The 23,553-nt window shown below is 40.5% G+C and carries 19 protein-coding genes, 2 tRNA genes and 2 pseudogenes; 14 read left to right on the top strand and 9 right to left on the bottom strand.

The window, feature by feature from the left end:
* Positions 1 to 94: 94 nt before the first annotated feature.
* Together nifK and V7L01_RS35480 are read right to left on the bottom strand one after the other, a co-directional pair.
* Complete coding sequence (gene nifK / locus V7L01_RS17725) at positions 95 to 1,630, bottom strand: nitrogenase molybdenum-iron protein subunit beta (protein WP_292819415.1); 1,536 nt, start codon at positions 1,628 to 1,630, stop codon at positions 95 to 97.
* A 206-nt stretch (positions 1,631 to 1,836) separates the two neighbouring features.
* Positions 1,837 to 2,004: pseudogene (locus V7L01_RS35480) on the bottom strand (nitrogenase molybdenum-iron protein alpha chain); the annotation flags it as partial.
* 225 nt (positions 2,005 to 2,229) lie between these two features.
* On the opposite strand from V7L01_RS35480, the gene V7L01_RS17720 reads away from it, so the two are divergent.
* The 4 genes from V7L01_RS17720 (at position 2,230) to V7L01_RS17705 (ending at position 5,455) form a co-directional block, all read left to right on the top strand.
* A complete protein-coding gene (locus V7L01_RS17720) occupies positions 2,230 to 3,531 on the top strand; it encodes a site-specific integrase (RefSeq protein ID WP_442936987.1) in 1,302 nt (433 codons plus the stop codon).
* Between the two features lie 89 nt (positions 3,532 to 3,620).
* Positions 3,621 to 3,884 (top strand): hypothetical protein, encoded by a 264-nt coding sequence (locus V7L01_RS17715; protein ID WP_335036898.1) that lies wholly within the window; start codon positions 3,621 to 3,623, stop codon positions 3,882 to 3,884.
* On the top strand, positions 3,885 to 4,349 hold the full coding sequence (locus V7L01_RS17710) for a type II toxin-antitoxin system VapC family toxin (protein WP_335036896.1): 465 nt from the start codon (positions 3,885 to 3,887) through the stop codon (positions 4,347 to 4,349).
* Between the two features lie 308 nt (positions 4,350 to 4,657).
* Complete coding sequence (locus tag V7L01_RS17705) at positions 4,658 to 5,455, top strand: hypothetical protein (protein WP_335036895.1); 798 nt, start codon at positions 4,658 to 4,660, stop codon at positions 5,453 to 5,455.
* Between the two features lie 46 nt (positions 5,456 to 5,501).
* On the opposite strand, the gene V7L01_RS17700 is transcribed toward V7L01_RS17705, so the two are convergent.
* Both V7L01_RS17700 and V7L01_RS17695 read right to left on the bottom strand, forming a co-directional pair.
* Positions 5,502 to 6,071 (bottom strand): Uma2 family endonuclease, encoded by a 570-nt coding sequence (locus V7L01_RS17700; protein WP_335037005.1) that lies wholly within the window; start codon positions 6,069 to 6,071, stop codon positions 5,502 to 5,504.
* 101 nt (positions 6,072 to 6,172) lie between these two features.
* A complete protein-coding gene (locus V7L01_RS17695) occupies positions 6,173 to 6,775 on the bottom strand; it encodes a hypothetical protein (RefSeq protein ID WP_335036893.1) in 603 nt (200 codons plus the stop codon).
* A 173-nt stretch (positions 6,776 to 6,948) separates the two neighbouring features.
* On the opposite strand from V7L01_RS17695, the gene V7L01_RS17690 reads away from it, so the two are divergent.
* Positions 6,949 to 7,365, top strand: a complete 417-nt coding sequence (locus V7L01_RS17690) for a XisH family protein (RefSeq protein ID WP_335036892.1) — start codon at positions 6,949 to 6,951, stop codon at positions 7,363 to 7,365.
* Positions 7,353 to 7,712, top strand: a pseudogene (locus V7L01_RS17685) (XisI protein). The gene V7L01_RS17690 and the pseudogene V7L01_RS17685 overlap by 13 nt, the downstream one beginning before the upstream one ends.
* 65 nt (positions 7,713 to 7,777) lie before the next feature.
* Here the strand turns inward: V7L01_RS17685 and V7L01_RS17680 are convergent.
* On the bottom strand, positions 7,778 to 8,317 hold the full coding sequence (locus V7L01_RS17680) for a DUF2267 domain-containing protein (RefSeq protein ID WP_335036890.1): 540 nt from the start codon (positions 8,315 to 8,317) through the stop codon (positions 7,778 to 7,780).
* Between the two features lie 263 nt (positions 8,318 to 8,580).
* Between V7L01_RS17680 and V7L01_RS17675 the strand changes: the two genes are divergently transcribed.
* Complete coding sequence (locus V7L01_RS17675) at positions 8,581 to 9,378, top strand: dienelactone hydrolase family protein (protein ID WP_335036888.1); 798 nt, start codon at positions 8,581 to 8,583, stop codon at positions 9,376 to 9,378.
* A gap of 288 nt (positions 9,379 to 9,666) precedes the next feature.
* Positions 9,667 to 9,969, top strand: coding sequence for a hypothetical protein (locus tag V7L01_RS17670; protein WP_335036886.1), 303 nt, complete (start codon positions 9,667 to 9,669; stop codon positions 9,967 to 9,969).
* Positions 9,970 to 10,143: 174 nt separating this feature from the next.
* Here the strand turns inward: V7L01_RS17670 and V7L01_RS17665 are convergent, their stop codons facing one another.
* Together V7L01_RS17665 and V7L01_RS17660 are read right to left on the bottom strand one after the other, a co-directional pair.
* Complete coding sequence (locus V7L01_RS17665; protein ID WP_335036884.1) at positions 10,144 to 10,791, bottom strand: class I SAM-dependent methyltransferase; 648 nt, start codon at positions 10,789 to 10,791, stop codon at positions 10,144 to 10,146.
* Positions 10,792 to 11,240: 449 nt separating this feature from the next.
* Positions 11,241 to 13,430: an ATP-binding protein gene (locus V7L01_RS17660; protein ID WP_335036882.1), complete on the bottom strand. Its 2,190-nt coding sequence runs from the start codon at positions 13,428 to 13,430 to the stop codon at positions 11,241 to 11,243.
* Between the two features lie 557 nt (positions 13,431 to 13,987).
* Between V7L01_RS17660 and V7L01_RS17655 the strand changes: the two genes are divergently transcribed.
* Positions 13,988 to 14,155 carry a hypothetical protein gene (locus tag V7L01_RS17655; RefSeq protein WP_335036880.1) on the top strand — a complete coding sequence of 56 codons (168 nt, stop codon included), beginning with the start codon at positions 13,988 to 13,990 and terminating at the stop codon, positions 14,153 to 14,155.
* Between the two features lie 430 nt (positions 14,156 to 14,585).
* Here the strand turns inward: V7L01_RS17655 and V7L01_RS17650 are convergent, their stop codons facing one another.
* On the bottom strand, positions 14,586 to 15,545 hold the full coding sequence (locus V7L01_RS17650; protein WP_335036878.1) for an orange carotenoid protein N-terminal domain-containing protein: 960 nt from the start codon (positions 15,543 to 15,545) through the stop codon (positions 14,586 to 14,588).
* A 598-nt stretch (positions 15,546 to 16,143) separates the two neighbouring features.
* A complete protein-coding gene (locus V7L01_RS17645) occupies positions 16,144 to 16,899 on the bottom strand; it encodes a TraX family protein (RefSeq protein WP_335036876.1) in 756 nt (251 codons plus the stop codon).
* A gap of 360 nt (positions 16,900 to 17,259) precedes the next feature.
* Here V7L01_RS17645 and V7L01_RS17640 point away from each other — a divergent pair, with 360 nt between their 5' ends.
* The 5 genes from V7L01_RS17640 to V7L01_RS17620 all read left to right on the top strand — a co-directional run bounded on the left by V7L01_RS17640 (position 17,260) and on the right by V7L01_RS17620 (position 23,124).
* The gene (locus tag V7L01_RS17640; protein WP_335036874.1) at positions 17,260 to 17,838 is read left to right on the top strand and encodes a hypothetical protein; all 579 of its coding nucleotides are present in this window, start codon (positions 17,260 to 17,262) and stop codon (positions 17,836 to 17,838) included.
* An 863-nt stretch (positions 17,839 to 18,701) separates the two neighbouring features.
* On the top strand, positions 18,702 to 21,494 hold the full coding sequence (locus tag V7L01_RS17635; protein WP_335036872.1) for an ATP-binding protein: 2,793 nt from the start codon (positions 18,702 to 18,704) through the stop codon (positions 21,492 to 21,494).
* 12 nt (positions 21,495 to 21,506) lie between these two features.
* On the top strand, positions 21,507 to 22,796 hold the full coding sequence (locus V7L01_RS17630; RefSeq protein WP_335036870.1) for a sensor histidine kinase: 1,290 nt from the start codon (positions 21,507 to 21,509) through the stop codon (positions 22,794 to 22,796).
* Between the two features lie 178 nt (positions 22,797 to 22,974).
* Positions 22,975 to 23,050 (top strand) — tRNA-Met (locus tag V7L01_RS17625).
* Positions 23,050 to 23,124 (top strand) — tRNA-Met (locus tag V7L01_RS17620). Before V7L01_RS17625 ends, V7L01_RS17620 begins: the two co-directional genes overlap by 1 nt.
* The last annotated feature ends 429 nt before the right edge of the window (positions 23,125 to 23,553 follow it).

The raw sequence follows: 23,553 nt of genomic DNA, 5'->3' as shown, positions 1-23,553 counted from the left end.
GGCATTGGGTTTGGATATTTCCCTATTCCCTATTCCCTATTCCCTACTCCCCTTCTTTACCCTTTAATTAACACGTTGTGTTTCTACGCAATTTCTAACGAATCAAGTCGTAGGAAATATCTGTCTTAGAAGGAATGTTGGTGTTGCGATCGATTTCTTCAAACAGGGTGTTTACAGTCCAGTTGAGGAGGTTGATTATACCTTGATAACCAATGGTGGCGTAGCGGTGTAGGTGGTGGCGATCCATGATGGGGTAGCCGATTCTCACGAGGGGAATCTTGGTGTCGCGCCACAGGTACTTACCGTAGGTGTTACCAACTAAGAAGTCTACTGGTTCTGTGAACAACAATGAACGCATGTGCCACAAGTCTTTACCAGGCCAAACAGTTGCATGTTGACCGAAGGGGCTAGAAGCAAGCAATTCTTTGATTTCTGCTTCAAATACTTCGTTGCTGTTGTGAACCAAGACATGCACAGGTTCAGCACCCATTTCTAGCATAAAGCCAACTACGCTGTATACTAAATCTGGTTCGCCGTAGATAGCGAAGCGCTTGCCGTGAATCCATGAGTGAGAGTCAGTCATGGCATCAACTGCACGACCGCGTTCGATTTCCAATTCTTGAGGAATGGGGATACCACTCAATTCGCTGAGTTTCATCAAGAACTCATCAGTACCCTTAATGCCCCAAGGACGGGAAACTGAGGTTGGTTGCTTCCACTCTTTTTCAATATACTCGCGGGTTTTGAGGGTAGAGTGTGCTTGCAGAGCGATCGTCGCTTTAGCATTGATTGAATCTTCTGCATCTTCCAGCTTTGTACCACCTGGGTACATATCGAACTCACCTGTGTTGGGTGAATCCAAGTAGTCGCTGTTGTCGGCTAGAATTGTGTAGTCAAAGCCGAACAGCGAAGCAATCCGCTTGATTTCGCGGTTGTTGCCTACGTAGGTGTCAAAACCTGGGATGAAGTTGATTTTACCATTGCTGGTTTCTTTCTTATGACCTGCGGTCAAGTTAGAAAGAATTCCCTTCATCATGTTGTCGTAACCAGTGATGTGGGAACCGACAAAGCTAGGGGTGTGAGCGTAGGGTACTGGGAAATCTTGAGGAACTGAACCAGCTTCCTTGGCGTTGTTGATGAAAGACTGCAAGTCATCACCAATTACTTCTGCCATACAGGTGGTGCAGACAGCGATCATCTTGGGCTTGTAGAGTTGGTAAGAGTTCGCCAACCCGTCAATCATGTTTTGCAGACCACCAAACACGGCTGCATCTTCAGTCATTGAAGAAGATACACCAGAGAATGGTTCTTTGTAGTGACGGGTTAAGTGGGTGCGGAAGTAAGCAACGCAACCTTGAGAACCTTGAACGAAAGGTAGAGTACCTTCAAAACCAACAGCAGCAAAGATTGCTCCTAGTGGTTGACAACCTTTAGCAGGGTTAACGGTTAAAGCTTCACGAGCGAAGTTCTTTTCACGATAATCCCAACCCTTTGTCCACTCTGCAACCCGTGTTACTTCTTCGGGTTCGTGACCATTTTCAAACTGCTTTTTGTTTTCAAATAGCTGTTGGTACTCTGGTTGGTGGAATAACTCAACGTGATCTTGAATTTTTTCTGGATTCTGAGGCATTTCTGGATCTCCAAGCTTACTGAATTCTTTTACTGATTAAGGAATAAGGATTTGAGGCGGGGGTGGGAGATGGGAATATGATTCAAAATTCAAAATGCAAAAATCAAAAGAAATTTTTAATTTTTCAGTTTTGAATTTTGGATTCCCAACTCCCCCCTGGGGTTTTAGCCCCAGGTTATCCTTACTTATCGCTCTCTCCCATTTCCCTAGACGGCAGCCTTAGCCTTAGCTTCAGCCTTTTTAGCCTGAGCTTTTTCATTCCAAGGAGCGCCAATTAATGACCAGGTTGGGCTGTTGAGTGCCAAGTCCATATCACGAGCGAAGATGGCGAAGCCGTCATAACCGTGATAAGGGCCGGAGTAATCCTTTTTGTGGTTTAATTCTTTTCAACTGTCTAATGTTTGCAGTAAGCAATGTCTCTGCTAAACATTGTTTTCTGAGAACACATTTATTTTTAGCCTAAATATAGGCTAAAAACACAGCGATGCATAATCAGGTTTAGGACTCACCCATCATCTAAATGTTGTCCTGAGCCAAGGCGATTAAAAAATCGCCCATTTTTTTGCTCATCTCTGCAAGCACAGCAGCAAAAAGAACACATGAGAACGAAAGTACTACTAGAATTAGAGAAAGTTAATCTGCGTTTGAAGTCTGCAAAGGCAAAGGTGACAATTAGAGAATCGAATGGAAGTCTGCAATTACGGGCGACGTTACCAATTAAACCGGGAGACAAAGATAGTAATGGTACTGGCAGAAAACAATATAATCTCAGTTTGAATATTCCCGCTAACTTAGATGGACTCAAGACGGCTGAGGAAGAAGCTTATGAATTAGGGAAGTTAATTGCTCGTAAAACTTTTGAATGGAATGATAAATATTTAGGTAATGAAGCAATTAGAAAAGATTTTCAATCTATAGGGGAATTACTTGAAAAGTTTGAAGAAGAATATTTTAAAACTCACAAACGCACAACTAAAAGCGAACATACTTTTTTTTATTATTTTTCGCGTACCAAGAGATTTACCAATCCTCAATATTTGGCAACTGCTGAAAATCTGATAAGTTCAATTGAGCAAATCGATAAAGAATGGGCTAAGTATAATGCAGCTAGAGCGATCGCAGCATTTTGTGTGACATTTAAAATCGAAATCGATTTATCTAAATATTCCAAAATGCCGGAGAATAATTCCCGAAATATACCGACCGATGCAGAAATATCTGAGGGAATTATCAAGTTTGAAGATTATCAACATAATCGAGGTAATCAAGTTAATCAAAATTTTCAAGATAGTTGGCAACTTTGGCGCTGGACTTATGGAATGTTAGCAGTTTTTGGTTTACGTCCACGGGAACTTTTTATTAATCCTGATATTGATTGGTGGTTGAGTCAAGAAAATTTAGATTTGACATGGAAAGTTGATAAAGATTGTAAAACTGGTGAGAGAGAAGCATTACCATTATATCGGCAATGGATTGAGGATTTTGATTTGAGAAATCCGAAGTATTTAGAGATGTTAAGGGGTGCGATCGCTAAAAAAGATAACACTAATCATGCTGAGATAACGGCGTTAACACAGCGAGTTAGTTGGTGGTTTCGCAAGATAGGATTGGATTTTAAGCCTTATGATTTACGTCACGCCTGGGCAATTCGGGCGCATATTTTGGGGATACCAATTAAAGCGGCGGCGGATAATTTGGGGCATAGTGTGCAGGTTCATACGCAAACTTATCAGCGTTGGTTTTCGCTAGATATGCGGAAGTTGGCGATTAATCAGGCGTTGAGTAAGAGGAATGAAGTTGAGTTGATTAGAGAGGAGAATGCAAAGTTGAGGATGGAGAATGACAAATTGAGATTGGAGGTTGAAAAGTTGAAAATGGAAATGGTTTATAAACAAAGTTAAACTTACTGATAAATCATACCAATTTTAGATAATTTGCTATGATTTATAGGTGAAAAATCATCAAGAATAGAAATATACATTACAAAAGTATGGCAATAGAAACTCTGAACCAAATACTTCAGCAGCTTGAGACACTTGAACTAAAAGAGCTTCAGCAGCTTAATCAGACAATTCAAAAGTATCTTGCTAATAAAGAAGAAACTGTTAAACAAGCAGCATTCCACCAAGCCCTGATCGATTCTGGCTTAGTGAAGCAGATCAAGCATCCTGCTTACGAGCCAATAATTGAGCGACGAGTAATTCATGCTGAAGGAAAGCCTGTTTCTGAAAGTATCATTGAGGAACGCCGTTAGATGGCAGTTTATTTTCTAGACAGTAGCGCATTAGTTAAGCGTTATATTGTCGAAACTGGATCAGTTTGGGTTCTGGGGCTATTTGATCCGGCTCTCAACAATGAAGTATTTATTGCTGCAATAACTGCTGTAGAAATTATAGCGGCAATTAGCAGGCGATCGCGTAGTGGAAGTATTAGCATTACAGATGCGACAATAACACGCAATCAGTTCAAACGTGATTTACAGAAAGACTATCAAATTGTTGAAATCACAGAAAATATCATTAATTCTGGAATGGTATTATCTGAAACTTATGGTTTAAAAGGTTATGATGCTATCCAACTAGCAGTAGGTCGTGTAGTCAACACCATTTCCATTGCTCATGGATTACCTCCTATTACCTTTGTGTCCGCAGATAATGATTTGAATGCAGCAGTTGTAAGTGAGGGACTAATGATTGAAAACCCTAATAGTCATCCATAATGCAGACTCACTTATGATATTTGCTACTGAGATTGATGTAGTGCGTTCTACTATACGGCAATAATATTGACTATTTAGGAAAGACAAGTATTAATATTACATCAATAAATGAATTGAAGATTTTGATTTGAGAAATCCTAAATATGTAGAGATGTTGAGAAGTGCGATCGCTAAAAAAGATAACACTAATCATGCGGAGATAACCGCGTTAATACAACGAGTTAGTTGATAGCTATGTATAAATGAATCCATACATTATTAGTAGCCATTATCCTGAGAGAGTTAGCTTACTAGTTTCTTTATTTACAATGAAATCTAAACAGCCATGTGCATACTGTGGTCGTACAGATACAAAGCTTACCAAAGAACATCTTTGGGCACGTTCTTTGCATCAACGGCTCCAGAAGTCGAGAGGAGATAAGCAGCACTCTTTCTGGCTTTCCCGATTGGATAAAGTAGTTGAGACTGAACCCAAACTTAGAGATGTTTGTGATGTTTGCAACAATGGTGTATTGTCTCAACTTGATGCTTATATATGTGCTTTATGGGATAAATATTTTTTTCGTATTCATGAGCGTGGAGAGTTCGTAAATTTCTCATACAATTATGATTTACTATGTCGATGGCTTTTAAAGCTGTGTTACAATTCGGCACGAATCCATAAATTTGATGATTTTGTATATCCACCGCTAGTTCCATACATACTTAATGCCTCTAGTCCTGTAGTTGAATTCGAGCTTTTTCTACAAATTGTACCTCCTGGCTTCCTCTCGGTATCGGAACTTAAGGAAATGGGATTACCAGACGACAAAGCATTGCGCTGGGAACCGGATATCCATAGAATTGGTTTTGCACAGTTTATATCAAATGATGGGCGCAAAAAAATTCTTCGTGCGATTCATTTGAGATCGTATTCTTTTTTCTTAGCATTTTTTCAGCCAGGAACCACAAAATCTGAAATCAACGAGTTCATCTCGATTTTTTTACTGCAAAAGCAGGAGGTCAAACACATATCACCTAGATCAGATTCTGTTGTATTGCTTTGCGATGGTATGGATGCACTAGAATCTTTTCAAGGTTCTCATAGTAAGTTTATAGCCGGATAACCTGCGATCGCACCCCTCCCAAAGCATACATCGTCACAAAGCTGATTTACTCAAAAACAACGCCGCGATAAATTTCTGCCATCGGCAATTCAATATTAACTGAATCCAAAGAAATAGATAGCTCTAAACCGCTAAAATCACTGATCAACCAACCTTCAGCTTGTTTACTATAGCGTTCCACAAAAGGTTCATCCCGCTCGACTAATAAATATTCGCTAAAACTTGGAATTGATCTATACATCCGAAATTTACTTTGTCGATCGCAATCTGCGGCAAAAGGAGATAGAACTTCAACAATCAGTACGGGATTTAATACTTCATCTAAACGATCGCCATTTAGTTGCGGTTCGCCATCAAAAATCATTACGTCTGGATATACCCCGCGTCGATATTCAGGAATCCACACCCGCAAATCGCTGTTAATTGGCTCGAATTGAGTATCGCGCAGCACAATACTAAAATAAGTCAGAATGTTCCGACCAATACGGCTGTGTTTGAGTGTTCCTCCAGGCATGGGTACAATTTCTCCATCTCGATATTCGCTGCGTCCTTCGGCTTTTTCTTCGATCGCACGATATTCATCCAAGCTGTAGCGGCGCGAGATGGTAGAAATCATAGGTTGTAAGCGATCGCATTGGCTATCAAACAACAATATTATTTTGTCACATATTTGCTTGTGAGGTGATATCATGCTGCAATGCCATGCCTACGTATCTATCAACTGTTTTGAACCATCCAAACTAAAAATCCGAGAATTTGTTCCACAGGTGGAAGGGGATAATCCGTCAAGTCGATGGTGACAAGATTATCCTCCAGCTTCAGGAATCGCCATTGTGTACCACTGCTAATAGAACCATAGATTACAGCAACAGGACGATTTTTGGTGACGTTGAATCTTTGTGCAGCAACCATTTCTGCAATACATTGTCCAAACCCAGTTCTTAAATCTGCTTTTTTTGCTTCTACAATCACAATTGCAGGTGCTTCAATTTCTAGCACTTCCGGCGAACGACTTAAAAGAAAATCACACATTCCATTAAGTCCAACTGCCTCATCAACTGTAAAATCTTCCCCAGAGAATAAGCTAATTTGGCGATTTAATATTCGTCTAACTTCTAATAATACTGGGTAAATAATTCCTTCTGAACGCGCTTTTTCACTTGCTGAAGAAACAAGTGGCAGACTTTCTTCAAGATATGCCGTCAGTGTAGCAGATACTTCAATTGGTTCAATAACAGGAATAAATCGCCCACCTTCTTGCGTTTTTAACCCGAAAGCTTCTTTAACTTTACTGATAGTTGTAAATTGACTATAAGGCATAATTGGTAGAAATCATAGGTCATAAGCCTTCGCATAGCCCGCCGGAAGCATAGCATTAGCTATAAAACAACAATATTATTTTCTCACAGATTTACTTGTGAGGTGATATAATCCTCCGCTATATATATTCTTTTTTCTACAAAAGACTTTATCCTTCTGGTTAGCTGTCTACGATGTCTGCAAGAGATAGGTTTCATGAACTGGTTAGAACTGCCCTTGAGAAAGAAGGATGGCTAATTACTCACGATCCATACCACATTGATTTGGGGTTTGTTGATTTTTATATCGACTGGGGTGCAGAACTGTTGCTAGCAGCGACAAAGGATGAGGAAAAGATTGCTGTTGAAATCAAAACATTTTTAGCACCCTCAACAATTTCTGAGTTTCATACTGCAATTGGACAATTTATTAACTACCGCATTGCTTTGGAAGATGATGATCCAGAGCGGTGGTTGTATTTGGCAGTTCCGCTCGACGTTTATAAGCGATTTTTCAGATATCCATTTATTCAAACGGTTATTGTCCGCAACAAAATTCCCCTTTTGGTGTACGACACAGAAAAACAGGAGATTGCAGAATGGATAAGCTAATTTTGTATCGTGAACTAATTCAGAAATTATTGACGGCGCGAGGAAAGTTACGTTCTGAGAGCGATCCCATAGAAAGTCAAACAATTTTTGATACTACAAAAGACCACTATCAGCTTGTGCATGTGGGATGGAAGGATAGTAGTACCCGAATTTACGGCTGTGTGCTGCATATAGATATTAAGGATGGGAAGATTTGGGTGCAGCATGATGGAACGGAGGATGCGTAGGCGTAGCCCGTCGTAGACATCGCAGATCAACTCGTGAGGGAAGGAGTGCCTAAGCAAGATATTGCGATCGCATATCATGCACCTCATGTACGGCAGTATACAGAATTTGCTGTAGGCTAAACCTATTTAAAAAGCCTGTTTGCGATCGCTACTCGCAAACAGACTTAACTTTTTCACGTTTCTAATTAAGCTTGCTCCCAAAGCTGACGTACATAATCAGGGAGCGCACCAGCAATTTCTTGAATCCGCTCTTCGGAAAGTTCGTCTTTGGTAGCAGAAAATACCGCTTTAACTGCCTGTTCTGCCTCGACTGATCCTGGAACTCCTCCTTCATTAGCAACCCGCGTTAGAAAGAGCTTGGAATCAATTCCAATGGGAGCCGGGCCTTTTAAAGGTTGACGGATTTTACTTAAAAATCTCACAATGGGATTGGTGTCTTTCCAGAGTTCAGCCACTTCAAACTGGAGTGCTTTTTCATCTGTAGGTATAGCTTCTGTATGCAGTTCTGACTCGACGCGATCGATTGTGTCCGCAGTCATTAAGTCACGCATAACGCGATACACAACTTCGGTAAAGTCTCTTGCGTCATACAAATCCGCAAATCCGCTCCGAACCATGACTTTTTCAAGAAATGAGTGATGTTCGTCAGCGATCGCAGTTCGAGTATCTTCAATCTCTGTTGGGTCAACTTCTGGAATATTTGTTCTAAAACTTTGATCTGGCATTGTTTTTCTTGTGGTTATTAATTTTGAGTCTTTATGCTTACTTTATGTAAGGTCGCACAAATCAAAAACCCTTGGGATCTCCCAGAAGTTTGAGATACCATCTATTCAAAAGTTAGAAATTCATCTGCTCTCAGATGTAAAGTCATGGTTGAGGGTAAGTAATTTACCTTCATTGAGGAGAGCAATACTTCTGATGTTTGTGCCCGTCTGTGTCGAAAACCAGTCAAAATAAATGAGTTGGTATAAAATCAGGCGAAACGAAGATGGTAGAAACAACAAACGTCGAAATTAAAACTGCAAAAGTCAAAGTACCCAACGATGGCTTAGAAATCGATGCTTACTTAGCTCAACCAGCACAAAAGGGAACCTTTGGCGCAGTTATAGTTTTTCCAGAAATTTTTGGAATTAATAGTAATATTCGAGATATCACCGAACTAATTGCTAAACAAGGATATGTAGCGATCGCTCCGGCGATGTATCAACGTATTGCTCCCGGTTTTGAGGCTGATTTTAGCGCTGAAGATGTTGGGTTTAGTCCAGAAAGCTATAGGTTGGGGTTGGAATATTATCAACAAGTAAAGTATCAAGATATCTTAAGTGATATTCAAGCTGCGATCGCCTACCTTAAAAGTTTACCCAATGTCAAAGATGATGCGATCGGTGTGATTGGTTTCTGTTTTGGCGGTCATGTTGCTTATATGGCTGCAACTTTACCGGATATCAAAGCCACAGCTTCGTTTTATGGTGGCGGGATTACCACTCCTAGTTATGGTGAAGACACTCCAACCATTAATCGCACCTCAGAAATTAAAGGTACTATTTATGCATTTTTTGGTACAAGAGATACATTAGTTTCTCAGGAAGAAAACGAGCAAATTGAAGCAGAATTAAAGAAACATCAAATCAATCATCGTGTATTTCGATACGATGCCGGACATGGATTCTTTGCCGGATTTTTCAAAGACAAGTACCCATTTATGGAACAACACCCAAGTTACAATCCTGAAGCTGCTCCTGATGCTTGGCAACATGTTTTAGAACTGTTTCAAAATCACTTATAAAACTAAATAATGTAGATTGTGGTGTCTTTTTATCAAGTGTAACGCACCACAATTTTAGAGGTAATTTGTAAATGAAATCTAAAGATAACTGAAGATTGATTTAGTCAGCGATAGGCTAAAGTTAGTGTATTTGTATAGTATTTTCTGCTAGTATAATTTATAATAAATGTTGTTATGTAAGCAAAAATTTTTAATTTATTTTAAAAAATAAGGAATTTATAAATAATTGGTTCTCTTATTTTATTCTTTATCTCGGTACTAATAATTCCCTTTGTTATTGCTCTGATTATGCCTAATATAAAGTGGCTAATAGCTTATGCTATTTTTTTTGGGACTTTAGCTATTTGGCTGTATTATGAGCATATAACAACGCCAAGCTATCGCCAAGGAAATGGTTTTTCTCACCTGTTTGGAATAGTAGCTGCTTGTTTATTTGATACATCAATAATTGTAGGGATTATTAATAAAGCTATTGTGTTATATTTTAACTCAGAAAGTTATACAATTAACATCTGGCTTATAGTTAGCTTAGTTTTCCTCGATCTGATGGTTATTGTACTAATTTTTCCTGCATTGTTGACAGTCTATTAATAAAGTAAATATTAAGTAGATTATGTTACGCCTATGCAAGGATTTGAGAGTTTGAGAAAGTCAGGATTAGCCGTAACACACTAGATATGTTGGTGCGTTAAGCATTGCTATAACGCACCTTACAGTTTAAGGTTTACTACAAAACAAAATTACAAGACTGCGATCCTGTTGGCTTTAAGCTTTGGAATTTTTCAGCAGTAATTGACAACCACATAAAAATGGGTTTGGACTTTCTATGCGATTGTCCGCCAGCACTTCAATGGCAAGCTTGCTGTTGTAAATCAATTCGTCATAATCCATCAATGCATCCCACTTAATTTTGCCAGTGGGGAAACCTAGCTGTGAACTACTATCAGCGATTAATTCTTGCCATTTTTGAATCTCTGGATCTTGCGATTTACAGTAATCGAGAATGGCAATAAATGCGCCAGGCTTGGTAACTCGTAGAATTTCCTTAAGAGCAAGAACTGGATCGTCAACGACACAGAGGGTAAATCCCGACGCTGCTGCATCAAAGCTATTATCAGGAAAATCAAGATTGCAGATATCCGATACCTTGAAGCTGATGTCTGCGGATACGCGCTTTTTACGTGCTTCATCCAGCATCTTCTCAGAAAGATCGACACCGACGACATGCACGCCTTCAGGATAGGCTGAAAGGTTAAGACCTGTTCCTACCGCAGCATCTAGTACAGTTTGTCCTGACTTAAGCTGCAAAGAAGCAATTAGAGGTTCGCGCTCGATGTGCCAGTAACGCTTCATAATTGCGTCATAATCAACTGCTCCGCGATCGTAGGCTTCAATTACCTGGTGTATTTGCATAGATTTTTTAACAAACAGAACTGCTGATTTGAACTATCTGTTCAACTGTATAATCTGTTAGCGCCCAAAACTTGTATATTCTCTTACCAACAAAAAAACTTCATTGTATATTCTTTGACCAATAAAATAACTTCATAATAGATATATTCCCTGATATACTTTGACCGAACAATATCTATAGCAGCAAAGTGACAAGAGCAGTTGGTGTATTATCAAAAATAGCGATGCCTCCGGCGGGCTACGCCTACGCACCAATGGCACTGTTGTGATAATGCAGAGTGATTCCTCCTAAACAGGATTGTTCAAGCTTCATAAATTAGTAAAGGTATTGTTACTTACAGCACTTTACAAGTCAATGAAGTATAGCCCTTCTCAACTTAAAATCTGCTGTATAATCCAAAACTCTCTACATCTTCCTGTTCCCCCAAGCCTCAGCCATAATTCATAGTTCAACCATTCGTGAGCCGCAGAGGAATCTGAATGATAAACTCGGTTCCTTTTCCAGGAGTTGAGAAGCACTCCAGTTTGCCGCCATGTTTTTCTGTAATGATTTGATAGCTAATAGACATACCCATTCCGGTTCCTTTGCCAACGGGTTTAGTGGTGAAAAAGGGATCGAATATTCGTTGCTGTAAGTCTTTGGAAATACCGATTCCGTTATCTGCGATCGCCACTTGTAACCACGTTGAATTAACTACCGATGTGCGAATCCTAATTCGACTGGGATTTTTCTCGATATCCTGATAAGTACGCTTGATATTGCTTTCTTCTAATGCATCAATTGCATTGACTAAAATATTCATAAATACCTGGTTGAGTTGTCCGGCATAGCATTCTACTAGGGGTACATTGCCATACTCTGTAATCACCTCAATTTCAGGTTGCTCCGGTTTAGCTTTGAGACGGTTTTGCAAAATCATCAGGGTGCTGTCGATGCCTTCATGAATATCGACCCTTTTGAATTCTGCTTCGTCCATGCGGGAGAAGTTTCGCAGCGATAGTACAATTTGGCGAATGCGATCGGTACCGACTTTCATGGAAGACAAAATTTTCGGCAAGTCTTCTTGCAAAAACTCCAGATCCATATCTTCGGCAGCGGTATGAATTTCAGGAGTAGGGTTAGAATCATGCTCCTGATACAACTGCACAAGCGCTAATAGATCCTGGGTATATTCCTGCACATGGTCGAGGTTGCCATGAATAAAGTTGACTGGATTATTAATTTCGTGTGCGACTCCAGCAACTAGTTGTCCGAGACTAGACATTTTTTCACTTTGAATAACTTGAGATTGAGTGCGCTGCAATTCCCCTAATGCATTTTTGAGTTCAGTGGTGCGCTCTTCTACCCGATCTTCTAGTTCTTCCTTGCTTTTCTCTAGGGCAGTAAACGATTCGTGCAGTTGCCCTGCCATGTGGTTGAAAGAGTTGGACAGGGTATTAAGTTCTTGAATGCTGCTAGTTTCTACTGTCTGATCTAAATTGCCGGATGCCATTGCCTCACTTGCCCAATTCAAGCGCAGAATCGGGCGTACAATCCAATGAGAGGTGAATACGCCCATTACCGAGGCAAGAACCAATGCGCCAAAACACAGTGCGATCGTAATATATGTGTTGGCGTTAATTTGCGCCATGAATGCGTTTTCTGGCACACTCACTACTACCAACCAATCTAAGCCATACTTGTCACGCCAAGGTGCAACATCGACAAAATACCGTTTTCCTTGCACCTCAAGCTTAAAATCTGTGTCTTGATTAATGGATGCAAACCCGTTGAAGGTTTGGAGGTGTCTGGCAATGTTCTGTATCATTGGGTTGGGGCTGTCGATCGCCCGCAATCTCTGAACTTTTTGATTAACGATCGCAAAGGGTTTCTCTGTGCCGGAACTGGCGACTAACATCCCATCCCGCTCTAAAAGGAATACTTCCCCAGACTGACTGACATCTAAACTGCGTAAAAAATCGCTGAGTTTCAACAGATGAATATCGCAGGCAATCATTCCTAGCAAGCGATTTTGTGGATCGTAGATCGGACGACTAGCAGAGGCGGCAATGTAGGGGCCCGTGGGATAATTTCCAGTTACAATCTTTGCCCAAATAGGTTTACCTGCGGTAATGGGTTGAGTATACCAAGATTCTTTAGAATTTTCCCAATTCCATCGAGCATTTACCTGAGTTCGATTACCTTGATTATCGGTAGCGTAGGTGTAGGTATTGTCTGGAGGCTTGGCAGTCCAATCATCAATGGTAATTGTCTTGCCATCATAACGAGCAGCACCTAGTCCCTCACCCGTAGTTAGTCCGATGCCAATATAAGTAAGTTCATACACGCGGATCTGATCCCAGAAATACTTCCCAATGGTTTTGCGATCGCGCACATCTAATATTCCCCTGCGGATGGCATCTGCGTTCATCTGATTAAGGGTTTGTGGAATAGAAAGATGAGACTTCAAATGTTCATCCACTACCTCGCTGGTGCGATCCATCAAATGCTCTGCTAAGTCGTTAACTGCTCTTTGTCCATTTTTAAAGGACAAATAACCCACTAAACTGACCGCTCCAAAAATTTGGATAAGGAAGGGAACAACAAGAACAATCTGTAATGGCAAGGCCTTAGCTTTGCTGAGGTAGTGAGTCTTCATTGCTGGAAGCTGAAACTTGTGCTACTTTGATTTGCTTATATAGTTCCCAAGATGTTCGGATACTTACGTTTGTTTAAATTTTTTTGCCAAGTAAGGGAACTCCAAATAAAAAAATACTCAACTACTTTTTGTGGGGTGGGCGACACGATAGCCCAAGGCTTGGGGCGGACAAGATGTCTACCCCACAAGATTGGATAATTTATTTGTTGGAAGTCCCTAAAAGGCGGCTTTAGGGAGAATGGTACTTTCTTAAGCAAAAATTGCTGTCCAAATCCCGAACTTCTGCAAGATGTCACTTACTAAATCCAGCGATTTAGTAAGTGACATCTAGATTTAGAGTGCGTTGTCTCAGGCTGTTGGAAACGATCCATTAGTACGCTCAACAGTCAGGCGAGGAATTCCCAAGGACATCGTTTATATTATTTTTCCAGGTTCTGGGAATAGACAGCCAAGAACAATTTCAGAGATAGAAGCTAAAACTAAACAGTTCTTTAAAATATGGGGTGGTGTAGAACGGATCGAGCCTCTATAAAAGTGTACCTGATGGAAAATCTTAGGTGCGATCGCAGCAAACAATCAAAGCTACCCCTGCTGATAAAATTGCAAATAATCTCTCTAAAGCTCAAGCTGAAGCAGTTAAAAACTGTGAAAAAGAACTTGGATTGATGAGTTTAGCACAACTATGGAAAGTACCCAACTTAGACGAGACTGGATGCAGAGAATAGGCGAAGTCGATCGTGTAAAGCAGTCAGATGCACTAAACTTTTTACGATAAGTTGTTGTGAGCCAAAATTGACGGAGAATAACGCGGCAGCATAACGTTTTTTTAAATCAGCAAGACTGGGGGAGGTGGTTGACGTTGATTTGAGTGAACAGCCAATTTACACTAGTTTGCCTACATTTGACTGAAGCTCGGTTCTACGTGAACCGAGCTTCAACCGAGGTTTATTTGATACTCGTTGTGTTGCTTAGAGGATGTTTTAAAAGCCCCGAAAGTTATAATTTTCCAGTTGTAGCATGGGCTAAGTACAACGCCAAATTAAGGTTTTAGCTATGTACTAAGGTGCAATGCTTTGCTAACTATAAGAGCAAAAAATCCTTTTAAAACATCATCTTAGATAAACACGATTGCTTTTGTATTAAGACAAAGAAATTTTACTTGCGAGTTAGATTCAGCAGTTCTTTGGGAGAAGCAAGTAAATCAATAGCCACAAAGTAAATTTGACCTTGAGGATCGAGTAAAAATCGCCAAGCAATGTTCATCCCAACATTACCTCCAAACCAAGGAGTTTCGACTGTACCAGTAATTTTATGCTGTGTATAACCATCTTCTATAGTTTCTGAAACCCCTTTGGTTGGCTTCATCACTAACCCTTGTCCCTCATCTCGTAGATAAGAAGTGATCGCTTCTCGACCAACAATTGGCTTTTGGAAAGGTGGTTGCAGCGCACCGTTGTTAGCAAATAAAGCAACAGCAGCTTCAAAGTTATCTGCATTCATAGCTTCAATGTATTTCAGCACTGTTGGCTCTGTAACTCCCTCAATAGTAAATTGAGGACTTAGGGATGCACGGGGGAACTTAAAGTTTATGACTTCTGCCTGTTGTTTATCAGCCAGAGACGGATCGAATCCCATATTTACTACAGTATTGCGTAGTACAGTAATTTGCTGACTCTGATCGATTCTCTGAACAGCTTCTAGCACTGCTTTAACTTGGGTTGACATTTGATAGCCTGCTGGCATAGGAGCGACGATACCCTGTTTCATCCACTCTCCTAACTGCCACCAGAATCCCAATTTGGCGTTGACACCAAAGTATGCATAAGAACGGCTGATAGGAGTGTCAGCATTACTCGCTAAATCTCTCATTAATTGCGTTTGTTCTTCATGAGACATCCGCTTAATATCGTTGAATATACCTTCCATTAATTGGAGATTTGCTTTTCCGGGAGCAGCTGGAGTAATTGTCCGACCTAGTTCAGCGTAAGCATACCAAAGAAATGCCAATTGATCGTCAATGTTGAGTTCAGCAAACATTGCTGTAGTGGCTGGAACAGCATCTGCTACTTGAGTGCTAGAAAAAATATTCCGTGCGGATTCGATAGTATAATTCATGTTTGTTACCTTAAATATTTACCTATTTAGTAGTTGCTTTCGGCTACATTTGACAACTTGATGGATAAATCTAGGACATTTTTATTTGATGACACAATTATCCCTAGATATCCAAATTTGAATTATTATCATTCACTACTCTGGTATCATAACTGGCAAACGTTAACAAAAGACTAAAATTTATAAGATTTATCTGATGAATATCATTGAATCAAATGTATATCTACTATTTATTTTTCAAGCTTTGAGTGAATAAAAGTAGTTTTTGGAAAAGTATATCTTCCTTTAGGAAGATATTTAACGATATATCATCTATATATATAAATATATCTACGTTTTGAACTTTTTCGGAATAAAAATAGAATTTATTAATTGCTTAAATTAGTTTTTTTAATTACTGTATATGTTGCAGCAGGTTTATCTTTAGCCGTAGGTTGAGCTAAATAAACTGAAGTCTGTCTAATGCAAGCCGTTGGTTAGTTTATTAGTAAGACGTAACTTAGAAATTTTTTGCGATCGCCATTTGTTTAAGGGATGACTTTGCCTCAATCCGTGCAGACAATCGCCTGGAGGTTATGTGTAGGTCAGTTGCTCAATCCTACCTAGACTGGATTAAATAATTGATTACACCTAAAATTATTAAATGGCCCGGGTAGAACACATAAAACCATCTAGCCCGCGAACCTTGTCTACCATTGAATTGAAAAACAATCAATCCTGCAAAAACTGCCCAAATTTGAAATATATAATTAATCGATAGAATTACTAAAATAAAGTGCAAGATGCACCAGTAGAGCAACCATACACCGGGTCTCAGTTTGTCTATTAAAGACATCAATAAAATTACTCCAATCCCATATCCTCCATACTCAAAGCCCAAGACCTCAGAAAGTGCTGCACACAATCCAGTAATTATTAATTGTTGCCATAATTGCGGGCAAAGCTTTACTAAGCGCAACATCACAAGTCCAAGAAGAAGCGTGAAGAGAATATTAAACGAGTACTTTTGGAAAACAAAAGTATAGATTGGCTGAGATATAATCGCTGTAATTAATAGCCTGCTTCCATAGCGGTATACATTTTGGGTGTGTTTTTCGCCTTTAGCCAGAAGCCATGCAAAGAGGGGAAAGCTCAATCGCCCAAAAAAGTGCAATATTAAGAAGTCTGGCATTAGCAAATAGCACACATGATCCATAACCATGAACACTGCTGCTAAAACTTTAATGTTGAAAGCTGAAACTTTAATCATAACGCTGAGTTTTACCGTCAAAATTGCCAAATAGGTTCTTAACGATCGCTTACAGGTTCCAAAAATATCCTGAGTGAAATCTTCCGCTTCTTGGGAGTTGTCCAAACCTTCAACGTCAGTCCGCCGCCGAAGGAGAATCTTAGCTTGCTGGGCTGATTGTGGCTCCCCAACCTACCCATATATTCATAAACCCAATGAAAATCAAGGTTTCTAATTTTTATTTGGTAAGCTAAAAAACATCTAACTTGCATAATCGAGTTAAATATAACTCTTGTGGGGTGGGCATCCTGCCCGCCCAGTATATGCAATTTAAATGTGGAACAGCTTAACAGTAATAAAAGAGCGCTACTAAATACTAGCAATTTGATAACATTAACAAAGTTGATGATTGTCTACGATCCAAATAAGGCGATGTCTACGACGGGCTAACGCCTACGCCCACTTCAGCAGATTGGCAAAAACACTATGGCAAAGCGTAAGAAAAGCAATCTCCAGTGGATAAAAGAAACGCTTGAACTAAAACCCGATCATCGCTGGGAATCTCCATCAGGCTACAAAATATTTGTAGGAGATCGAGGCGCTATTCGCTTGAATGTTCCCCAGGACTGGGTTTTGGAGCCACAAGAAAAATCTTTCAAGTTCCTCGATAAAAAACCGCCTAACGATGATTGCTGTCTGGAAGTATCTTTCAATCGTCTGCCACCCAATGACTGGAGCCAGTTTCCGCTAAAATCCACGTTGAAGAAAGTCCTGGAAGACGACAGCCGCAACATCATTGCCAAGGGAGAAATTATTACCGTCAAGCGCCAAACTGCCAGAATTGTCTGGACAGAGATGAAGTTTATTGACACTCAGGAAGAACCACGGGAAGCTTTTTCGCGGACTTGCATTGGTTTGGGGTCAAATGTTCAATGCTTAATTACATTCGATTATTGGGCAGATCAAGCAGAACAATTAATACCTGTTTGGGATGAAGCAATCCGTAGCCTCACGCTAGGGTTGTATATTCGTGACCCCATGACTGGTTTGGCTTTTCCAGACTGAAGCCCAAGAATGATTTGTCACACTCACCGACATCCCGCCCAAAACTGAAGTTCAGGGCTGATAGCTGAAGTCCACTCAAGTGGACTGAATTAATTATTTAGTCTAATACGCTTGGGTTAAGAAGAATCGTAGGTTGGGTTGAAGCTTTATTTGTTAGCCTTAACCCAAGCGTATTGTCATTTAGTCCACTTGAGTGGACTTGGGCTATGAGACTCTGAATTTATTCCGAGGCGGGATAGAAACGCAGTGCGAGATTTATTAATTTATTAATAAAGAAAGATATGGCTGCGACAAAACTTGTGTATACACGGTAGCCGTAAGCGGGGAGGGGTGTTAGGAACATATATGCAGTGTTGCGTTGTCGTTCGTGCAACGCATCCTAGCTAACTACGATTCTATCCAATTCATTTTGAACCATTTATTACTGAACTCTTCATTAATTAGAGTGGTAATTCTATCTCCATAGGGTTCCGCATTATCTAACAAATAAACAAAGACTTCTTGGCATTCTTGTTCTTCATGCTCATCTGGATAAGATATATAGCAATCTGATTTAATTTTTGAAAAAATACTGCACACCTGAAAGCAAGAGGCAATTAATCTTTATCTATTGCCTATTTTCCATTGCCTCACTCTACATAGAAGTTTTAATGTATAGCGATCGCCCCAGCATAACAATTACTCTAATCCTGTGTTCTCTGTGTGACTAAGCTTAAGTAATTTCTGTGAGTTTCCTCTTCAGTCTGGGTATTCTAAAGAAGGTTTTTTCACAATTTCATCTAAGAGTAGGGAATGAAGAGTTAGGGATTTTCTGATTATCGCCCTGCAACTACAAATAAAAAGTGTTGATTGGAGTTTGTTTTATGCCCCTTGCTAATCATATACCTCACAGTCAGCGGCGATGCCTACGGCGGGCTGCGCCAACGCTCCGTACTTGGCTAGTGGTTCCTTTTGTGCTACAAATCTTTACTGCTGTGGGATTAGTCGGTTATCTGTCATTCCGCAACAGTCAACAAGCGGTGAATCACCTAGCTCATCAGTTGATTCGAGAAGCCAGCTTACGAGTCGATCAACATTTAGATACCTACTTAGCAAGTTCTTATCAAATTGCCCGCAGCAATGCTGAATTAGTCGAGTCAGGGTTACTTAACCGACAAGATTTAGACCTGGTTGGCTATCAGTTTTGGCAGAAAGTGAAATTGCATCAAAAAATCAGCTATATGCACTTTACCCAAACTAATGGCAATTATTTAGGAGTTGGGCGATGGTTGCCGGGTGAAGGAATCACAGTCGATGAAGTTTCCCCTCGAACGAAGGGAAAAAACGTTGTCTATAAAATTGATAGTCAAGGAAAGCGAACTCAGAAAATTGGTGCTTATGACTTTAATCCGCTGACTTATCCTCCATTCGTCCGAACCTCACAATTGCGTAAACCCAATTGGTCGCCTGTGAAAGTTTTGCAAGAAATTGACGGATATGTTGCTCTTGTTTTTGGTCATCCAGTTTACGATCGCAACCAAAAATTCATCGGTATGATGGCAGCCGATCTCACACTGTCTCAAATCGGTGACTTCCTTCAAGATTTGCAAGTCAGTCCCTCTGGAAAAATTTTCATTATTGAGCGGGATGGAATGTTAATTGCTCACTCAGTAAAACAGCCGATTCTCAAAGCAACTGCTAAAGATAAGCAACGCCTGAATATTTTGGAAGATCCCGATCCGCAGATTAAAGCAACTGTGCAATATTTGCAGCGTAAATTTGGCAGCTTCGAGCAAATCAAGAATGCACAAGAATTTGATTTTCAAGTAGGTGGCGATTCTTCTTTACTGACACAAAGCGAACGTCAATTTGTACAAGTGACTCCGTGGCGCGATAAATTTGGTCTGGATTGGTTGGTAGTCGTGACGATTCCCGAATCAGACTTTATGAAACAAATTAATGCCAACACTCGCACCACAATTTTACTAAGTTTGGCTGCTTTGTTTATTGCCACAATGTTTGGAATTTTTACGGCTCGTTGGGTAACTCAACCCATCCTCCGCCTCAATCAAGCCGCCAAAGACATCGCCAAAGGAAATTGGCATCAAACAGTTGAACTCAATCGCACCGATGAACTAGGAGAGTTAACCATCTCTTTTAACCAAATGGCAGGCCAACTCAAAGAATCATTCGAGACACTAGAACAGCGAGTTAGCGATCGCACTGCTGCATTAGCTGAATCCAATCACCAGCTAGAACACGCCAAAGAGAAGGCAGAAGTGGCAAATCAGGCTAAAAGTTCTTTCATTGCTAACATGAGTCACGAACTCCGTACCCCTCTCAACGGCATACTGGGGTTCGCTCAACTAATGACTCGCAGCAAAACTCTGTCCACCGAACACCAAGAAAATATCAGCATCATTACTCGTTGTGGAGAACATCTATTAACGCTAATCAACAACATCCTGGATTTGTCCAAAATTGAAGCAGGAAAAACTACACTCAACCTCAAGCATTTTGATTTCTATCGCTTGTTGAGCGATTTAGAAGATATGTTTCGCCTCAAAGCTGAAGATAAAAGATTACAAATGTTGTTTGAATATCTACCAGATGTGCCGCGCTATGTGGAAACTGATGAAGTGAAACTGCGCCAAGTTTTAATTAACTTAATTAGTAATGCAATTAAATTTAGCGATGAAGGTGGTGTATCGCTGAGAGTTAAGGCCATTGCTTCCTCTGAAGCATCACCCACGCACACTCTATATTTTGAGGTAGAAGATTCTGGCCCCGGCATTGCTGCTGATGAACTTGATAAGTTGTTTGAAGCCTTTGCTCAAACCCAAACCGGCAAAAATGCCCAAGAAGGAACAGGATTAGGATTACCCATCAGCCGCAATTTTGTACAACTTATGGGTGGCGAGATGAATGTCAGTTCTCAAGTAGGGTATGGCACGCTTGTTAAATTCCAGATTCAGGTGACGGCTGTTGAGGCAGCTGATGAAGAAACTGTGCGGTTCAAGCGACAGATTATTGCTTTGGAATCCAATCAACCCCGTTACCGCATCTTAGTTGTGGATGATAAAGATATCAATCGCCAGATTCTAGTAAAGTTGCTCAGTCCCTTGGGCTTTGAAGTGAAGGAAGCCGAAAATGGTCAAGAAGCGATCGATATTTGGCAACAATGGCAGCCCCACTTGATTTGGATGGATATGCGAATGCCAGTGCTAAATGGCGTAGAGGCCACACAATACATCAAAGCCCAAGCCAACGGCAACAGCCCAAAAATTATCGCCTTGACTGCTAGCAGTTTGGAAGAAGAACGCGCTGCAATTTTGGCAGTCGGTTGCGATGACTTTATGCGAAAGCCGTTTCGAGACTACGAAATTTTCGACGCGATGGCAAAGCACATTGGAGTGCTATATGTATATGAAGAAACTCAAAATCAGCCACAAGTGTATTTGCCCACGGCTAAATTGCAACCATCCGATCTCAATAGCATGTCTAGCGAATGGCTGAGTGAATTTCACGCTGCTGCTACCGCCGGACGGGATCAACGACTGATGGAACTGATCGAAAAAATTCCTGAGCAAAACTCAGCGATAGTACAAACTCTCAAGCATTTGGTCGATAACTTTGAGTTTGATGCACTGATTGAACTTACTCAATCTATTTCTTAATTATCTTTATATATGAAAACTCTATCCAAAACCGAAATCCTTGTAGTTGACGATCTGCCAGACAATCTCCGCTTAGTATCTAACCTGTTAGTAGAACAGGGTTACGTAGTACGTAAAGCTACAAATGGTACGATGGCATTGCGATCGGCTCAGGCAGAACCTCCAGACCTGATATTATTAGATATTAATATGCCCGATATTGATGGCTATGAAGTATGTCGCCAACTCAAAACCTTTGATAACACTCGTGCCATTCCTGTGATTTTTCTCAGTGCGCTTGATGACGCGATCGATAAAGTAAAAGCATTTCAGGTAGGTGGCATAGACTACATTACCAAACCCTTCCAAGTTGAAGAAATGTTGATTCGCATTCAAACCCAACTGACAGTACAACGCTTCACTCAAACTCTAGAACAACAAGTTGAACAACGAACTACTGAACTTTCCCAAGCCTTGCATCATCTAAAGGAAACCCAACTCCAGTTGGTGCAACATGAGAAGATGTCTGCGTTGGGTAATCTTGTGGCTGGCATTGCTCACGAGATTAACAACCCTGTTGGCTTTATTGCTGGGAATTTACAACCTGCAATTGATTATATTAACGACTTGTTTAGATTGATTGACTTTTATCAAACTAAGATACCCGATCCTGAACCAGAAATTGCAGACATTGACTTGGAATATCTGCGAGAAGATTTGCCTAAATTAATTAATTCACTAAAACTCGGAGTTCAACGCATCCGCCACATCAGCACGAGTTTACGTACTTTTTCCAGAGCCGATCGAGACTACAAAGTACTATTTAATATTCATGAGGGTATTGATAGCACAATTATGATTCTCAAACACCGCTTGAAAGCTAGTGACGATCGTCCAGAGATCGAAATTGTCAAGGACTATGCTAATTTACCTCAAATCGAATGCTTTCCGGGGCAACTCAATCAGGTATTCATGAACATTCTGGCAAATGCGATCGATGCTTTGGAAGACTCAAATATCGGACGGAGTTTCACAGATATTGAAATGAAGCCAAACCTGATTACAGTGAAAACTGAACTGTCAAATGATAGCCAATTGGTCAACATCCGCATTCAAGATAACGGCATCGGCATGAGAGATGATGTCAAAGAGAAGATTTTTGAGCATTTGTATACTACAAAAGCTGTTGGGAAGGGAACAGGATTAGGATTAGCGATCGCTCATCAGATTGTAGTCGAAAAACATGGTGGAGCGATCGCTGTCAATTCAACTTTAGGTGATGGTACTGAATTTATAATTACGCTCCCAGTAAAAGGGGGATGAAGGGGTACAGGGGATAATTCCTAACTCTTAACTCAGCACTCCCAATGCCCAATCCCTTTATGCTAGATTTGAAGTGGGATAGTAATAAAGTTACAAAGCTATGGTTTAGGTTCTAATGCCTAACTGGTGCGCCATCCTTTAGTATGAGCGTATACCGCCGAGTACTTTAAACTATATTGCTTGATTAGCTCAGTTGGTAGAGCAATCGACTCATAATCGATCCGTCACAGGTTCGAGTCCTGTATCAAACCCCAGGAAGTTAGCTCACTGGTAGAGCAATCGACTCATAATCGATGTGTTGTAGGTTCGATTCCTATACTTTCACCCAACCCTGTCCGGGTCAAAAGACAATACCCTTCCAAGGTAGCCAATATGGTACGGGAGAAATCCCAAAACGGTTCAAGTCCGTCATTTTCCAAACTCTGCGGTGTAAGTGTTCTGCTGTCGCTCATTACTCGTAAGGGCGATCTTCGGTAGCCACAGTCAAGGAGTAAGCGCAACTGCATTTCTTCCTAACTTGAGTATGTCCCTTCGTTTTCTACATCTAGTTTTCCTTTAGGATTCTAGATTGGTAAATTGAACGGTATATTTGAGCGCGGTTCTTTTTCTAGATTGCCATTGAGCAGTCTGGTAAAAGTAACAGCAATCTTAATCCAGTTTTTGAGAAGCTTTTGCCCACACCTAAACTGTAAACACTTGCACTTGCAGAGTAAAAAAAGCTTTTGTATTATGTACAGCAAAAATCTAACCACTACCC

Source organism: Nostoc sp., assembly GCF_036917095.1.
In the GTDB taxonomy this organism is placed as follows: domain Bacteria; phylum Cyanobacteriota; class Cyanobacteriia; order Cyanobacteriales; family Nostocaceae; genus Nostoc.
Note: the sequence above shows the minus strand (reverse complement) of the source record. Positions and strands in the feature narration are given on the sequence as shown.

What these genes read in the sequence shown, in the direction of transcription:
- V7L01_RS17715 (WP_335036898.1), top strand. Translation starts at nt 3,621, where the DNA reads ATGGCAATAGAAACTCTGAACCAAATACTTCAGCAGCTTGAGACACTT.
- V7L01_RS17690 (WP_335036892.1), top strand. Translation starts at nt 6,949, where the DNA reads ATGTCTGCAAGAGATAGGTTTCATGAACTGGTTAGAACTGCCCTTGAG.
- V7L01_RS17670 (WP_335036886.1), top strand. Translation starts at nt 9,667, where the DNA reads ATGCCTAATATAAAGTGGCTAATAGCTTATGCTATTTTTTTTGGGACT.
- V7L01_RS17675 (WP_335036888.1), top strand. Translation starts at nt 8,581, where the DNA reads ATGGTAGAAACAACAAACGTCGAAATTAAAACTGCAAAAGTCAAAGTA.
- V7L01_RS17710 (WP_335036896.1), top strand. Translation starts at nt 3,885, where the DNA reads ATGGCAGTTTATTTTCTAGACAGTAGCGCATTAGTTAAGCGTTATATT.
- V7L01_RS17660 (WP_335036882.1), bottom strand. Translation starts at nt 13,430, where the DNA reads ATGAAGACTCACTACCTCAGCAAAGCTAAGGCCTTGCCATTACAGATT.
- V7L01_RS17680 (WP_335036890.1), bottom strand. Translation starts at nt 8,317, where the DNA reads ATGCCAGATCAAAGTTTTAGAACAAATATTCCAGAAGTTGACCCAACA.
- V7L01_RS17640 (WP_335036874.1), top strand. Translation starts at nt 17,260, where the DNA reads ATGGCAAAGCGTAAGAAAAGCAATCTCCAGTGGATAAAAGAAACGCTT.
- V7L01_RS17665 (WP_335036884.1), bottom strand. Translation starts at nt 10,791, where the DNA reads ATGCAAATACACCAGGTAATTGAAGCCTACGATCGCGGAGCAGTTGAT.
- V7L01_RS17695 (WP_335036893.1), bottom strand. Translation starts at nt 6,775, where the DNA reads ATGCCTTATAGTCAATTTACAACTATCAGTAAAGTTAAAGAAGCTTTC.
- V7L01_RS17705 (WP_335036895.1), top strand. Translation starts at nt 4,658, where the DNA reads ATGAAATCTAAACAGCCATGTGCATACTGTGGTCGTACAGATACAAAG.
- V7L01_RS17650 (WP_335036878.1), bottom strand. Translation starts at nt 15,545, where the DNA reads ATGAATTATACTATCGAATCCGCACGGAATATTTTTTCTAGCACTCAA.
- nifK (WP_292819415.1), bottom strand. Translation starts at nt 1,630, where the DNA reads ATGCCTCAGAATCCAGAAAAAATTCAAGATCACGTTGAGTTATTCCAC.
- V7L01_RS17635 (WP_335036872.1), top strand. Translation starts at nt 18,702, where the DNA reads ATGCCCCTTGCTAATCATATACCTCACAGTCAGCGGCGATGCCTACGG.
- V7L01_RS17630 (WP_335036870.1), top strand. Translation starts at nt 21,507, where the DNA reads ATGAAAACTCTATCCAAAACCGAAATCCTTGTAGTTGACGATCTGCCA.
- V7L01_RS17700 (WP_335037005.1), bottom strand. Translation starts at nt 6,071, where the DNA reads ATGATTTCTACCATCTCGCGCCGCTACAGCTTGGATGAATATCGTGCG.
- V7L01_RS17720 (WP_442936987.1), top strand. Translation starts at nt 2,230, where the DNA reads ATGAGAACGAAAGTACTACTAGAATTAGAGAAAGTTAATCTGCGTTTG.